The following is a 13,825-nucleotide window of genomic DNA, read 5'->3' on the forward strand; positions in this document are numbered from 1 at the left end:
CGTACGTGGATCACGCCGGAGCCCCGACCTCCGGCGTGATCCACGTACGCACCCGTCTGACGGCCGACTTCACGGTGATCTCCAACGCCCTCGCGCAGCGACGCGGCAGCGCGGTCACGGTCGGTGTGGCGACGTACATCTCCTCCCTCCCCACCGGCACTCTCGTGAGCATCACCGCCCTGTGCGAGCACTTCGACGAGGGCGAGATCCTCGTCTCCCGAGCTCTCAGGGAACTGGAGGAGGCCGGATACCTGGAACGCCGCCGCGAGCGAACGCCCACCGGGCAGGTCCGCACCCGGACGTACTTCTACGACGTACCCGGCGGCGAACCAGACCCGGACCCGAACGGGCCTCCCAAGCCCCCCAGGCCTCGTCGCCCCCGGATGCAGTCCGCCACTGGCACGCTCGCGCCCGGGGCTGTGCGGGACACGGAGGAGGCACCTGCACCGGGGGAGGAGACGACGGCGGAGACAGCGGATCCGGAAGCACAGGCCGAGACCAAGTCCAAGCCCGAGGCACCGGCCCCGCTCGCCGACGTCGACCCCCGAGCCATCGCCGTACTCGCCGGCCTCCGCCGGGTCGACCCCCGTCTCGTCCTGTCAGAGCGGGAAGCCGCCCGCCTCGCCCCGGCGGTCACCCGGTGGCTCGGGGCAGGCCTGCTGCCCACGCAGATCACCGACCACCTCACCGCACGGCTCCCGGCAGACCTCCTCGTCCGGCCGGTCGGCATCCTGGCCTACCGCCTCAAGGAGACACCCCTGACCGCACCGGCGACCAAAACCCCTGAGACCCCAGAACGCCCAGTGGTCTTGGACATGCGGAACTGCGACGGCTGCGACCGGGGCTTCCGCTCGGCGGGACACAGCCACTGCCGGGACTGCCGGTCACGGGACCAACTCCCCCTGACCGGCTGAGCCGGTGGCCGGGTGTGCGGTCCACCCGCAGGTGGGAGGCTTGATGTGGCACGATGCGGAAGCTGACGCCAAGCGGAGGTGGGGCATGGTCGACAGGTTCACGGACGGGCTCCTGACGCCCACGGAAACAGCCTCCTACCTCCAGATTCCCCAGTCGACCCTCACCTCGTGGCTGAAGGGCAAAGCCGCCGGAGCACCACTGGTCCACCAGGTGGAGCCGGCGCGGAAAGGGCAGCCTTCGGTGCCGTTCATCGCGGTAGCCGAGGCGCACGCCCTTCGTTCCCTGCGTTCCCTGGGGCTCCGCATGAGCGAGATCAGAGAGGCCGCCGCCGCAGTACGGGACGCTCTCGACACCCCCTACGGCCTCGTCTCCAAGAGAATCGCCACGGACGGCGTGGACATCTTCATCGAGCACGGCTGGGGGGATCTCCGCAGAGCCCGCGACGGCCAGGTCCCCATCCACGAGGTGGTCTCCGACTATCTCCGCTACCTCACCTGGGAACCGGGCGACGACTTCCCTTCCAGCCTGCGGCTGAGGCAGTACCCGGACTCCGTCCCCGTCGTGATCGACCCGAGGTTCGGCCACGGACTCCCTGTCGTGGCCGCGAACCGCGTCACGGTCCAGGCCATCACCGACCTGTGGGAGGCCGGGGAAACCGTCGAGGACATCGCGTACGACTACGACATGACGCCTGAGCAGGTGGACGCGCTCTGCCGGGCAGTGGTGCACCTTGTCGCCTGAGTTCTTCCTCGACCGGAATCTCGGTCGTCGGGTGGCGGAGGGACTGAGAGCCTGTGGATGGACGGTTCACCGCATCGGGGACGTCTTCCCGCACGACGGCCAGGACATCCCGGACGAGGAATGGATCACGCACGGTCTCGACCGCTGCTGGGTTCCGCTGTCGAAGGACGGGCGGATCAAGACCCGGGACCTGGAGATCCGACCTGTCCTGGAACGCGACGCTGTGCTGTTCTACCTGGACAATCAGCAGCTTCGGAGCGCCGAGATGATCGATCGCCTCGTCGCGCACCGGGACACGATCCACCGGGCGGTCGAGAAGGGCGGTCCGGCGGCCTACGCCGTGCGGCACGACCGCATCGAACGCACCTGGCCGTGAGAGGCCGGCGAAGGAAGGCCGACCATATGCACACCGTCGGTCACGGTGCCACCACGCGCACGAGGAGCGTACCGATGTGGCCAGGGTGCGGGCATCAAGTACCTGGGCGTCAGCCGTGAGAAACCCGGCCCGGGTGAGCAAGCGCTCCCACACGGCCGGGCGGTAGCTGTAGCGGTAGGTAAATCGCCTTGCCCGCGAAGCCCCCTTGTACATGCCCTGGGGCCCGTAGGCACCCGGGATGGCCGGCGGCTGCGAGAAGACGAAGACGCCCCCGGGCCTGAGCCGCTCGGCACAGCGGGAAGAGGCGGCTCGGGTCGGTGAACCAGGCGGCTCCAAAGATCGAGTAGACGGCGTCGTACGCCGCATCTTCCTCGCTCAGGTACCGCAGAACCTCGGAGCACACGAACTCCGCACCGGTACTGGCCCACTTCGTGATGGTCTTCTTGACTATGACCGGAGACAGGTCAGCGCCCCGAGCGGCGATGCCACGCTGAGCCAGGTGGGCGAGAGCGCAGCCGGTGCCGCAACCGATCTCCAGAACGGAGCCTGGGTCACCGAGCAGTTCGGGGCCGGGGCCGTGACCGGCGTACTGGGTTCAGGAGAACCCAGGCTCCACGTCGTCCTTGCAGGCGGAAGCGACCGCGTTCGGGATGGCGACGACCCTGGCCCGCTCGGACAGGGCCCGGCAGAACGCGAAGCCGTCGCCCTCCTTGGGCAGGGTCGCGCCGAGGGGGCGGATGTCGGTGGTGATGAAGTACGTGCCCGCCGTCCGGAACACCTCGAACCCGGGTGACACCTCGCGCCTGCCTATTCGTTTGTCGTGTGACAGACCCCGCTGCGGATTTCCGGCACAGCCGGTGAACCGGCCGCACAACCCATCCGGACCGGTCTTCGGGCCGCACCGCTGGGCTCGGTGACACGGCACCGCCGTATCCTGACCACACCAGGGAAGGAGCCGTCCATGACCGTCGACGCGATCGTGCACACCGACTTCCCCAAGGGGTACACGGTCCTGTTCGGGGCCGACGGAAAGGTGATCATGACCCCGCGGAGCGAAGAGCACTCCAGCACCATCAGGTCGATGCAGATCGACTCCGCTCTCGCCCTCGGCCGTCACGCGAAGGTCATCTCCGATGTCTACATCGACTTCCCCGCCGATGAGAACTCCGCCCCTGACCTGGCGATCCTGCGCGAGGACGCACGCAAGGAAGGCAAGCGCTACAGCTTCGAGGACGTCCTGCTGATCTCCGAGGTCGTCTCGACCTCTTCCGCCCGCAAGGACTACGACGACTGCACCGCGAAGTACGGGCGCTACGGAATCCCGGTCTACCTGGTCGTGGACCCCTATGCCCAGGAGGTCGTCCTCCACACCCAGCCAACCGCCAACGGTTACATCGCCGCACACACCCACCAGTACGGCACGGGCAAGCTCCCCATCGCCCTGGCCGACGGCCGCCCCTTCGCCCTCGACCTCGACGAACTCCCGCGACCGGAGCCCGAGGCAGACGCCCGCTGACGAAGAACCCCTCGTCGTCCGGGCTGTGCCGTCGGCACCGCCGCCGGATGTGGTCGTACCTGGTCGCGGGGGCTGTCAGTCGGCCGGCGTCTTGAGTCGGGGGGACCGCCTCCTCCGGCACACCTGTCCGCGCGGGCGCCGCCGTCACCCGGCCCACGCCGCGTCACGTACTCATCCGCGTCTCCGGCCCGCCGCTCCTCTTCGTGCTGTGCCCTCGCCACGCCGAGAACTCACACCGCGCCTGCTTGATCGGTCCATGACACTATCGTCCGCCGCGGGGACAGGCACAGAGGAGGCAATGATGAGTCGGCATCCAGGGCCCAGCACACTGGGGGAACTGCTGCGCGGGTACCGGTTCGCGGCCGGGCTCGGCCAGCGGGCGCTGGCCGAGCGGGCGGGGATCAGCGTTCGGACCCTGCGTTACCTGGAGCAGGGCCAGATCCGCCGGCCGCACGCCGACTCGATCCAGCGCCTGGTGGCGGCGCTGAACCTGTCCGAGGCCGCGCGCACCCGGCTGCGGGAGGCCTGCGAAGCCGCGGTGTCCTCACCGCGGACGGCAGGACTGCGCGTGTCGGTCCTCGGTCCTTTGGCGCTGCACCTTGGCGGCGGCCCCGTCGAGGTGCCATCAGTGCTCCAGCGCAGCCTGCTGGGACTGCTGGCCATGCAGCCGGGCGTGGTGGTCGGTACCGACGAGATCGTCGACGTGCTGTGGGGCGAACAGCCGCCACGTACCTGTCGGCAGTTGGTGCAGACCTATGTCAGACACCTGCGTGATCTGATCGACCCCGACCGGCCCGGGCCAGACGCGGGGCGCGTGCTGCGGGCGACCAAAGGCGGGTACCGGGCCGATCTGTCGGCCGAGGAGTCCGATGTGGCCACCTTCGACGAGCTGCTCGGTCTGGCCCGGAGTGTCGAGGCCGGTGGCGACCGCCCTGCCGCGCTGGAGGCATACGGCCGAGCGCTGCGGTGCTGGCGAGGACCGGTGCTGGCCGATGGCGGCGAGCGGATCCGGGAACATCCGACGGCGGTCGCGATCGGTGGTCGTCAGGTCACGGCGGCCGTGGCCCGGGCGGACCTGGCGCTCGCGCTCGGCAGCGCGGAGGAAGTGGTCGCCGACCTGCGGGAGCTCAGTGCGCGCGAGCCGTTGCACGAAGAGCTCGCCGGCCGGCTGATGCTGGCCCTGGCCTCGTGCGGGCAGCAGGCGGCAGCGCTCGACGTCTTCACGCGCATCAGCAGCCGGCTCGACGCCGACTTGGGTCTTCAGCCCTCCGCGGCACTGCGCGCCGCGCATCTGCGGGTACTGCGCGCGGACTTACCCCCGAAGCCACCCGTCTTACCCGCGTTACCCGCGCCGGTGCCGGTATCACCTCCCGCTGCCGACAGGCCGGTCCCGGCGCAGCTTCCCGGCCTGACGCTCGGCTTCACCGGCCGGGCCGATCAGTTGCGGCAGCTGGACTCCCTGCTCCCCGACCCGGCGACGGGGGACGGCCCTCACCAGACGGGGACGGTGCTCGCGGCGATCACCGGTACCGGTGGCGTGGGCAAGACCGCCCTGGCGGTGCACTGGGCGCATCGGGTACGCGATCGCTTCCCTGACGGCGAGCTGTTCGTGGACCTGCGAGGTCACTCGGCACAGGCTCCGGTGCGTCCGGTCGAGGCGCTGGCCCGGTTCCTGCTGGCGCTGGGCGTGGCAGCGGAGCGGATTCCCGGGACGCCCGAGGCCGCTGCCGACCTGTACCGCACACTGTCCGCCGGGCGGCGGATGCTTGTCGTACTGGACAACGCCGTGGACCCGGAGCAGGTCCGGCCGTTGCTGCCCGGCGGGCTCGGCTGCCTGGTGCTGGTCACCAGCCGTGACCGGCTGGCCGGGCTCACAGCCCGTGACGGGGCCCGCCGTATCGGGGTGGACGTGCTCGCTCCCGAGGAGTCCCGGCTGCTGCTGCGCCGTATGCTCGGCGAGAGCCGGGTCGACGCGGACCCGCAGGCCGCGGCGGACCTCGCTCACGCCTGCGGCCACCTTCCGCTGGCCCTGCGGATCTCGGCCGCCAACGTCGACCACACCCCCTGGCGTACCCTGCGCGACCAGGCCGACGAACTCCGCGAGGGCGACCGGCTGACCGCCCTGTCCGTCACCGGCGACCAGACCACCGCCGTACGGACTGCCTTCAGCCTCTCCTACCAGGCCCTCGATGCCCCGGTTCGACGGATGTTCCGCCTGCTGGCCCTGCTGCCCGGCCCGGAGACCGGTCTGCGGGCCGCCGCCGTCGTCACGGGCACCACCGTCGAGGACGCCGCCCGGCTGGTGGAGCGGCTCACCGCCGCCCACCTGCTCCGCGAGCACCGGCCCGGACGCTACCGCTTCCATGACCTCGTGGCACTGTACGCCGCCGAACGGCTTGGCCTGGAGGAGACCGACACCTCCCGCCGAGCCGCCTCCGACGCCCTCTACGACTGGCTTCTGGCCGCGGTGGATCGCTGCGCGTCACTGCTCTACCCCGGGATGAAACAGCGCCTGCCCGGGGACGAAGACGCTGTCCGGAGCGATGCGGCGCCGCCGGAGATCACCGACGCCGCGGCGGCGATGCGCTGGCTGGACGCCGAACTGCCCACCCTGGCGGCGGCCGTTCACCAGGCCGCCGCCGAGGGCCGTCAGGCGGCCTGGCTGCTCGCCGACGCCCTGCGCGGCTACGCCTGGATCCGCAAGCACACAGTGGACTGGACGGCCCTCGGTCAGGCAGCTCTGGCCGCTGCCCGTGCCGCCGGAGAGCCTGTCGCCGAGGCCGCCATGCACCATCTGCTCGGCCACGCGCACGTACGGCAGAGCCACGTCGACACCGCGATCACCCACTTCGAGCAGTTGCTCGCCCTCGCCGAGGCCGCCGACTGGCGGGAGGGCGCCGCCATCGCGCACACCAACCTCAGCATGGTCAGCCGACTCAGCGGCCGGCTGCGGCGCAGCGCGGAGCACCTGGAGCGGGCCATGGAACTCGACCAGCAGGGCGGCCTGTCGGACGGGCACCCCGTCGTCCTCGGCAACCTTGCCCACGTCCTGCGTGACCTCGGCCGCCTGTCCGAGTCACTCGACTGCCTCGTTCGGGCGGAGCGCCTTCCGGCGGCCCTGGACAACCAGCACAACCAGATACGCCGGCAGGCAGACCTCGGCCGTACCCGGCACCTGCTCGGCGACACGGTGCAGGCGGCACGCCACCTTCAGGTGGCCCTGGCGATGGCCAGGGAGTGCGGCGACCTGGGAGGCGAGGCGTACGCGCTGCGGCTGACGGCCTCCGCCGGCAGGGACGCGGGCGACCTCGTCCGAGCCCTGGAACTGGCACGGACCGCCGCCGCCCTCAGCGACCAGGACATCGACGACTACTTCCGGGCCGCCGCCCGCCTCACCCTCGGCAGTGTGCTGCTCGCCCTCGGCCGCCACGGCGAAGCCTCCGACGCATGGCGGGAGGCGCTGAAGCTGGCCCGTGAGCGCGGCGCGCATGACCTGGAGGCGCGCTCACTGATCGGGCTGGCGTCCGGTCGGCGTCCCCTCGACCGTGAACAGGCGGCCACGGCGCTGGAAATCGCCCGCCGCACGGAGTACGTCCTGGTGCAGGGCGAAGCACTGACCGTCCTGGCCCGCGGCGGTCTGGAACACGGCGAACCCGCCGTCGCGGCCGACTACGCCCGCCAGGCCCTGGCCATGCACCGCCGCTCCGGCCACCGCAAGGGTCAGGCCCAGGCCCTGGACCTGCTCGGCCGGGCCGTGGACGCGACGCGCGAGGAGGACCCCGCGCCGTACCGGCGAGAGGCCCTGGAGATCTTCGACGCGCTCGGTGACCGGCACGCCGCAGCACTTCGACGGCGGCTCGTCACGTCGGACGGGGGACTCGACGGGGGAATGGCCGGGGGAACGGACCGCCAGCGCTGCGACACCGCGGACGCCTCGGCCGATCCGACAGCATCCGGACCGGGCACCTCGCCCCCACCCGTGCCATGACTACGTGCCGTCCGGACCACGCCGAGAGTCGGTGTGGTCCGGACGGCGTACACGACGGCCTACCGGACGCCGTGCGGTGTCCGAGGCGTCCCGGTCGTGGACCTGGTGGAGGTCAGCTCGTGACCTTCTTCCAGGTCAGCTCCCTCTGGTCGCCGTGGCGCCAGCCGCGGGTGTGGACCGCGTCGGTGCGGGGCTTGTCGCGCTCGTTGAGATAGGGGGACCTGGCGTCGACGTTCTGCCCGCTGTCGTAGTAGGACTGCAGCGCCGAGGCCCCCCAGCCCTCCTGTCCTCCCCAGGACCAGAGTTCGTCGTGAGCGTTGGTGCCGCTGCTCCCCTCGGGCTCCATCCACACCTTGTTCTCGTTGCCACCGTGGTAGGCCATCACCTGGTCCTTGCCCAGGTTGTACAGCACGAACTGCCCGTCGGTGCCGAACTGCTTCCACCGGCAGTAGGAGTTGCCGCCGGCGGCACTCTTGGACACCATCCAGAGCTCCTGGTTGTCGGCCGAGGCGCACAGCACGGCGTCGTCGAACCTGCCGTTCTGCAGCATCACCCCTGCGGCGGTGGGGGCGGCCGAGGCCGACGTGGCCGGCACAGCGGTGATGCAGAGCGCGGCGAGGCCGGCCGCTGCGGCGAGGCGGGCGCCGAGGCGGCCTCGGCTCTGAGAAACCCGAGTTGACGAAGACATGTGAAGAAACTCCCTACCTGTCGTCCACGGCTGAGGACCCGGACAGGCTTCCCTGTCCGGTGTGTGCGTCCCTCCGCTGGCTCCGGAGTGGACATGTCAAAGGTAGGGAGGGGGTGTGTGTACCGCGCCGCACGCGCGACGCAGGGGAAAACCCCTGTTGACGGCGGTGATGCGGCAAGAACCGGCAAGACGTGCGCGGCGGTGCGCGGCGGTAGCGGGCGGGGTCAGTGCGCGAATGCCGCGCGGAGCCGTTCGGCCGCGTCGGCCAGGACCTCCGTGCGCTTGCAGAAGGCGAAGCGGACGTAGGGTGCGCCCGTCCCCTTGTGGTCGTAGAAGACCGCGTTCGGGATGGCGACGACCCCCGCCCGTTCCGGCAGCGCGCGGCAGAAGGCGAAGCCGTCGCCCTCCTTGGACAGGGTCGTGCCGAGGGGGCGGATGTCGGTGGTGATGAAGTACGTGCCCGCCGTCCGGTACACCTCGAAACCGGCGGCCGTGAGCCCCGCCGCGAGCACGTCCCGCTTGGCCCGCATGTCCGCGCGGAACGCGTCGAAGTAGGAGTCCGGCAGCGCGAGGGCCTCGGCGACGGCGTACTGGAACGGCCCGGACGCCACGTACGTCAGGTACTGCTTGGCCGCGCGCACGGCCGACACCAGCGCGGGCGCGGCCGTCACCCAGCCCACTCCTCGTTCGCGCACGCATTCGCATGAGGGACCACAGGGCTACACCCCCGAGCGACAGCGAGCTGTTGTGTACACATGGGACACTCGGTACCCTTGGGTGCATGACACAGCCCATGCCCATAGAGTCGATCCGCGATGTCCGGGCACACCTGGCCGAGGTCGTGGAGCGGGCCGACCGGGACGACGTACCCACCGTCATCACCCGGCGCGGCAAGCAGGTCGCCGCAGTGGTGTCCATCGAGGTGCTGCGCAAATACCAGGAGTGGGAAGAGCGCGAGATCAACCGGATCATCGACGAGCGCATGACCAACCCGGCACCCGGCATCCCGATCGAGGACATCATGAGGGAGACGCTGGCGCGCAGTGAGTGAGTACCGCACCGTCTTCCGAGCCGAGGCTCAGGCTGAACTCCGCAAGGTGCCGCGAGACATGGCCCTCCGCATTTTGGCCAAGCTGACCGAGCTGGAGAGCGACCCGCTGGGATTCAACACCACGGCCCTCGTCTCCCAGCCCGACCGGCGCCGCCTACGGGTAGGCGACTACCGCGTGATCTACACAATCGACAACGGCGAGCTCGTGGTGTGGGTCGTACACGTCGGGCATCGCTCCACCGTCTACGACACCTGAGCTCTCCTGACATCGGTCAGTGTGCGAACGCCTTGCGGAGCCGCTTCGCCGCCTCCTCCAGTACTTCCTGCCGCTTGCAGAATGCGAACCGTACGAACGGCGCGCCCTGCTCGCGGTGGTCGTAGAAGACCGCGTTGGGGATGGCGACGACCCCGCAACGCTCCGGCAGGGAGCGGCAGAAGGTGAAGCCGTCGCTTTCGCCGAGAGAGCGGATGTCGGTGGTGATGAAGTACGTGCCCGCCGGGCGGAAGACCGTGAAGCCCGCCTGCTCCAAGCCGCCCGCGAGCAGTTCGCGCTTGGCGCGCATGTCGGCGCGGAACGCGTCGAAGTAGTCGTCCGGCAGCGCGAGGGCCTCCGCGACGGCGTACTGTAACGGCCCCGACGCCACATAGGTGAGGTACTGCTTCGCCGAGCGCACCGCCGTCACCAGCGCGGGCGCGGCCGTCACCCAGGTGACTCCTCGTTGGCCCACCTATTCCCGTGTGGTGCGACCAGGCCCCGCTGCGGACCTCCGGCACCGGCGGTGAGCGGGCGGCAGAACCTGTCCGGACCGGTCGCCGGGCCCTACCGCAGGGCTCGGTGACGCGGCACTGGCCGTCGTATCCTGACCACACACGGGAAGGAGCCGTCCATGAGCGTCGACGCGATCGTGCACACCGAGTTCCCCAAGGGATACACGGTCCTGTTCGGAGCTGATGGAAAGGTGATCATGACTCCGCAGAGCTTCGAGCACTCCAGCACGATCAAGTCGATGCAGTACGACACGATCGTGTCCCTCGGACGCCATGCGAAGACCGCCTCCGACGTCTACATCGACTTCCCCGCCGACGAGAACTCCGCCCCGGATCTCGTGATCCTTCGCGAGGACGCCCGCCGGGAAGGCAAGCGCTACGGCTTCGAGGACGTCCTGCTGATCTCCGAGGTCGTCTCGACCTCCTCCGCGCGCAAGGACTACGACGACTGCACGGCCAAGTACGGTCGCTACGGCATCCCGATCTACCTGGTCGTCGACCCGTACGCCCAGGAGGTCGTCCTCCACACCCAGCCGACCGCCACCGGTTACATCGCGGCACACACCCACCAGTACGGGACGGGCAAACTCCCCATCCCCCTGGCCGACGGCCGCACCTTCACCCTCGACCTCGACGAGCTCCCGCGCCCGGAGCCCGAGTCAGACGCCCGCTGACGAAGACTCCCGGCGCGGCGTGAACTGGCCCAGGCATCGGCGGCCGGCCTGCTGGGGGTGCTGGCCGAGGACTACGACCCGGACGCCGCCCGGACGGAGCTGGCCGGCTGGATCACGGCCCGTGGCGAGCGGGAAGGTGCCCTGCGGCAACTGACCGACGCCGTAAGGACCATGACCTTCCGCACGCGTGCGCAGGCGATGCTCGACGTGTTGTCGGCGGCGTTGGACGGTGAGGGGGAGGGGATGCTGCGCACGCTGCGGCGAGACACACAGCTTGCGCCGCTGGCGCTGAACGCGTTGGCGCACCGTGAGTTGCTGTCCCCCGAGGACATGACTGACGCCGAGCAGCTGCTGGTGCTCGCCGAGAGCCTGCTTCAGCTCGTGGAGTTGGCGGGCGGCGGGGACGGCGCCGAGGAGATGCTGCGTGCCCAGGGTCCCCAGGCCAGGGACGCGGTTGCCGCCGCGTTGGACTCCGCGCACCCGGACCGGGCCGGACTCGACGAGCTCAGGCAGCTGGCGGCCCGGGCACTGGGTACCCACGGCGCCCGTGTCGGCCGCGCCCGGAAGGCTCGGCGCTCCTCAGGCAAGAGCGGCCGCAAGAGGCCCCGCTGACCGGGCGACACCGTCTGCCCCCGGGCGCCGGGCAGAGGGAACCGATGGTTCCGGCGTCGTACGTCCTTGGCGACGCGTTACCGTCGGGGTCGTGGTTGAGGGATGGGACGAGGGCGGACTGCGGACCCTGCGTGGTGCGCTCCACGCGCAGGACGGGGTGACGCTGCTTGCGGCGTTGCGTCGTGGACCCGTGCGTGAGGTGCTGCAGCTGGCCGGCGACGGTGTGGCCGGGGCCGCGGCACAGGGCCTGCCGGGGGCTGCGGTGATGGCGGCCCTGTTTCTCGGCTCGCTCCGGGAGCGCGGCTTCCGGGGCGATGAGGAACTGGCGGATCGGTTGCGCGCGGCCGCGGGTGACGCGGCGATCCCCTTCCTGCGCCCGCTCGCGGTCGATCTGGAGACGCTCGCCATGCTGCTGGAGAGCGACCCGGCCGAGTCCGGTGGCCGGGTCGATCTGTCCACCGGGGAGTGCCGGCCTGCGCTCACCGATGAGCCGGGGCCTGGGCCCGAGGCTGAGGAGGACGACGATCCCGAGCGATGGCTGTACGTTCCGGCTCTGGGGTCCCGGGCCGGTTACCGGGACATGGAGCTGTTCATCGAAGAGGTCGGGGACGCCACCCTTGCCAACCGGCTGCGGATCGCCATCGGCGGGCGGGGTGCCTTCCGGCGCTTCAAGGACGTCCTCGCCGGTGACGAGCACTCCTGGCGCCGGTACCACCGGTTCCGCGATGAGCGACAGCGCGGCAGGGCCCGCGCCTGGCTGGCCGAGGCGGGCTACTGCCCGCCCATCACCTCCCGCGTAGAGCCCAGCTCGGGTTCGTTTCCTTCGGGGCCGGTATGACTCTTTCCTGCCCCTGTCCTGCATGATCCGGGGGTGCTGTCAGCGGGCCCGGCGGCAGTGGAGTGCGGGTGCGCGGGGGCTCGTGGCAACCAGGCCGTGTGGCCGGTACAGATCCTGGTACGTCTGTTGCTGTCAGGGGGCCAGCGTCTTGAGTCGGGAGGCCGCCTCCTCCAGCACGCCTGTCCGCTTGCAGAATGCGAAGCGAACAAAGGGTGCGCCTTGCTCGCGGTGGTCGTAGAAGACCGCGTTGGGGATGGCGACCACTCCGCAGCGCTCCGGCAGTGAACGGCAGAAGGCGAAGCCGTCGCTCTCGCCGAGGGGGCGGATGTCGGTGGTGATGAAGTACGTGCCGGCCGGACGGAAGACCGTGAAACCCGCCCGCTCCAGGCCCCCCGCGAGCAGGTCCCGCTTGGTCAGCATGTCCGCGCGGAACTCCTCGAAGTACGAGTCGGGCAGACGCAGGGCCTCGGCCACGGCGTACTGGAAGGGCCCGGAGGCGACATACGTCAGGTACTGCTTCGCCGAGCGGACGGCGGTGACGAGATCGGGGGCGCCGGTAACCCAGCCCACCTTCCACCCGGTGAACGAGAACGTCTTGCCGGCCGACCCGATGGTCACCGTGCGGTCCCGCATCCCCGGGAAGGTCGCCAGCGGCAGATGCTCGGCGTCGTCGAAGACGAGGTGCTCGTACACCTCGTCCGTCACCACCAGCAGATCCCGCTCGACGGCCAGCTCCGCGATCGCCGTCAGCTCCGCACGGGTGAGGACCGTGCCGGTCGGGTTGTGCGGGGTGTTGATCAGCAACAGCCGGGTCCGGTCGGTGACGGCGGCCCGCAGCTCGTCGAGGTCCAGCCGGAAACGCCCCTCGTGCGGCCGCAGGGTCACGGGGACCCGCCGCCCGCCCGCCATCGCGATACAGGCCGCGTAGGAGTCGTAGTACGGCTCCAGGGCGACCACCTCGTCACCGGGCTCCAGCAGCCCCAGCAGGGCCGCCGCGATCGCCTCCGTGGCGCCCGCCGTGACCAGCACCTCCGTGTCCGGGTCGAACGTCAGCCCGTACCGCCGCAGCTGGTGCGCGGTGACCGCGGCGCGCAGCTCCGGGACGCCGGGCCCCGGCGGGTACTGGTTGCCGCGCCCGTCCCGCAGCGCCCGTACGGCGGCCTCGCGGATCTCCTCGGGGCCGTCGGTGTCCGGGAACCCCTGGCCCAGGTTGATCGAGCCCGTCCGCAGGGCGAGCGCGGACATCTCCGCGAAGATCGTCGTCCCGAACTCGGCGAGCCGCCGGTTGAGCGGGGGCCGGGCAGCGGAGCCGGCGGGGTCTGCGGGGCGTGCGCTGGAGGTCATGGCCGTCATCCTCCGCCCAACCTCTGGAGTTCCTCAACTCTGCTTTGGGCCGTGGGAGGCGAGGGCATCCCCAGGTCACGCACGACCCGTGGGGGGTCTGCACGGGGAACGAAAGGCTGGTGACGGAGATGGAGATCGGGTTCTTCCTCGTCTTCGGGGCGGTCGTGCTGCTCGGCATCGTGTCGACGCTCAACGACAGCGCGCGCCGTCGGCGCCGCCGCAGCTGGTGGGCGGACGGAGGATCGTCCGGAGGCGGCTCGTCCTGCGGGGGCGGCTCGTCCTGCGGAGGGGGTTCCTCCTGTGGCGGCGGGGGC

13 protein-coding genes and 4 pseudogenes are annotated in these 13,825 nt (G+C 70.7%); 11 read left to right on the plus strand and 6 right to left on the minus strand.

Translation table 11 applies throughout. The features are described from left to right. The first annotated feature begins 35 nt into the window (after positions 1-35). The 3 genes from AOK15_RS31265 (at position 36) to AOK15_RS31275 (ending at position 2,032) form a co-directional block, all read left to right on the plus strand. The gene (locus tag AOK15_RS31265) at positions 36-914 is read left to right on the plus strand and encodes a hypothetical protein (protein ID WP_055521714.1); all 879 of its coding nucleotides are present in this window, start codon (positions 36-38) and stop codon (positions 912-914) included. A gap of 85 nt (positions 915-999) precedes the next feature. After that, entirely contained in the window at positions 1,000-1,656 is a 657-nt protein-coding gene (locus AOK15_RS31270) for a DUF433 domain-containing protein (protein ID WP_055521705.1), read from the plus strand. A 31-nt stretch (positions 1,657-1,687) separates the two neighbouring features. Continuing rightward, the gene (locus AOK15_RS31275) at positions 1,688-2,032 is read left to right on the plus strand and encodes a PIN-like domain-containing protein (protein WP_240508685.1); all 345 of its coding nucleotides are present in this window, start codon (positions 1,688-1,690) and stop codon (positions 2,030-2,032) included. 40 nt (positions 2,033-2,072) lie between these two features. Here AOK15_RS31275 and AOK15_RS42885 read toward each other — a convergent pair. Both AOK15_RS42885 and AOK15_RS47550 read right to left on the minus strand, forming a co-directional pair. Beyond that, positions 2,073-2,684: pseudogene (locus AOK15_RS42885) on the minus strand (class I SAM-dependent methyltransferase). After that, positions 2,670-2,819 (minus strand): annotated as a pseudogene (locus tag AOK15_RS47550) (aminotransferase); the annotation flags it as partial. The pseudogenes AOK15_RS42885 and AOK15_RS47550, both read right to left, overlap by 15 nt. Positions 2,820-2,993: 174 nt before the next feature. Between AOK15_RS47550 and AOK15_RS31285 the strand changes: the two are divergent. Further along, positions 2,994-3,548: a Uma2 family endonuclease gene (locus AOK15_RS31285; protein WP_055521708.1), complete on the plus strand. Its 555-nt coding sequence runs from the start codon at positions 2,994-2,996 to the stop codon at positions 3,546-3,548. A gap of 301 nt (positions 3,549-3,849) precedes the next feature. Next, the gene (locus tag AOK15_RS31290; protein ID WP_079058817.1) at positions 3,850-7,536 is read left to right on the plus strand and encodes a BTAD domain-containing putative transcriptional regulator; all 3,687 of its coding nucleotides are present in this window, start codon (positions 3,850-3,852) and stop codon (positions 7,534-7,536) included. Positions 7,537-7,648: 112 nt separating this feature from the next. On the opposite strand, the gene AOK15_RS31295 is transcribed toward AOK15_RS31290, so the two are convergent. Together AOK15_RS31295 and AOK15_RS31300 are read right to left on the minus strand one after the other, a co-directional pair. Then, positions 7,649-8,224 carry a hypothetical protein gene (locus tag AOK15_RS31295; RefSeq protein WP_157870426.1) on the minus strand — a complete coding sequence of 192 codons (576 nt, stop codon included), beginning with the start codon at positions 8,222-8,224 and terminating at the stop codon, positions 7,649-7,651. A 224-nt stretch (positions 8,225-8,448) separates the two neighbouring features. Then, positions 8,449-8,904 (minus strand): annotated as a pseudogene (locus tag AOK15_RS31300) (aminotransferase class I/II-fold pyridoxal phosphate-dependent enzyme); the annotation flags it as partial. A gap of 101 nt (positions 8,905-9,005) precedes the next feature. On the opposite strand from AOK15_RS31300, the gene AOK15_RS31305 reads away from it, so the two are divergent. Further along, positions 9,006-9,275: a type II toxin-antitoxin system Phd/YefM family antitoxin gene (locus AOK15_RS31305; protein WP_005483715.1), complete on the plus strand. Its 270-nt coding sequence runs from the start codon at positions 9,006-9,008 to the stop codon at positions 9,273-9,275. Continuing rightward, entirely contained in the window at positions 9,268-9,531 is a 264-nt protein-coding gene (locus AOK15_RS31310) for a type II toxin-antitoxin system RelE family toxin (RefSeq protein WP_055521710.1), read from the plus strand. Before AOK15_RS31305 ends, AOK15_RS31310 begins: the two co-directional genes overlap by 8 nt. 16 nt (positions 9,532-9,547) lie before the next feature. On the opposite strand, the pseudogene AOK15_RS31315 reads toward AOK15_RS31310, so the two are convergent. Further along, a pseudogene (locus tag AOK15_RS31315) lies at positions 9,548-9,988 on the minus strand (aminotransferase class I/II-fold pyridoxal phosphate-dependent enzyme); the annotation flags it as partial. Between the two features lie 174 nt (positions 9,989-10,162). On the opposite strand from AOK15_RS31315, the gene AOK15_RS31320 reads away from it, so the two are divergent. From AOK15_RS31320 to AOK15_RS31330, 3 genes are all read left to right on the plus strand, one after another. Then, complete coding sequence (locus AOK15_RS31320; protein WP_055521711.1) at positions 10,163-10,717, plus strand: Uma2 family endonuclease; 555 nt, start codon at positions 10,163-10,165, stop codon at positions 10,715-10,717. Positions 10,718-10,774: 57 nt separating this feature from the next. Further along, positions 10,775-11,329, plus strand: coding sequence for a hypothetical protein (locus AOK15_RS31325; RefSeq protein ID WP_055521712.1), 555 nt, complete (start codon positions 10,775-10,777; stop codon positions 11,327-11,329). Between the two features lie 91 nt (positions 11,330-11,420). Then, entirely contained in the window at positions 11,421-12,167 is a 747-nt protein-coding gene (locus AOK15_RS31330) for a UPF0158 family protein (RefSeq protein ID WP_240508686.1), read from the plus strand. Positions 12,168-12,299: 132 nt separating this feature from the next. On the opposite strand, the gene AOK15_RS31335 is transcribed toward AOK15_RS31330, so the two are convergent. Then, entirely contained in the window at positions 12,300-13,520 is a 1,221-nt protein-coding gene (locus tag AOK15_RS31335; RefSeq protein ID WP_055521713.1) for a pyridoxal phosphate-dependent aminotransferase, read from the minus strand. A gap of 110 nt (positions 13,521-13,630) precedes the next feature. Here AOK15_RS31335 and AOK15_RS31340 point away from each other — a divergent pair. Then, a partial coding sequence (locus AOK15_RS31340) for a hypothetical protein (protein WP_205632268.1) occupies positions 13,631-13,825 on the plus strand: 195 nt, incomplete at its 3' end.

It is taken from the genome of Streptomyces ossamyceticus, assembly GCF_001418475.1.
GTDB classification, from domain to species: Bacteria; Actinomycetota; Actinomycetes; order Streptomycetales; family Streptomycetaceae; genus Streptomyces; species Streptomyces ossamyceticus.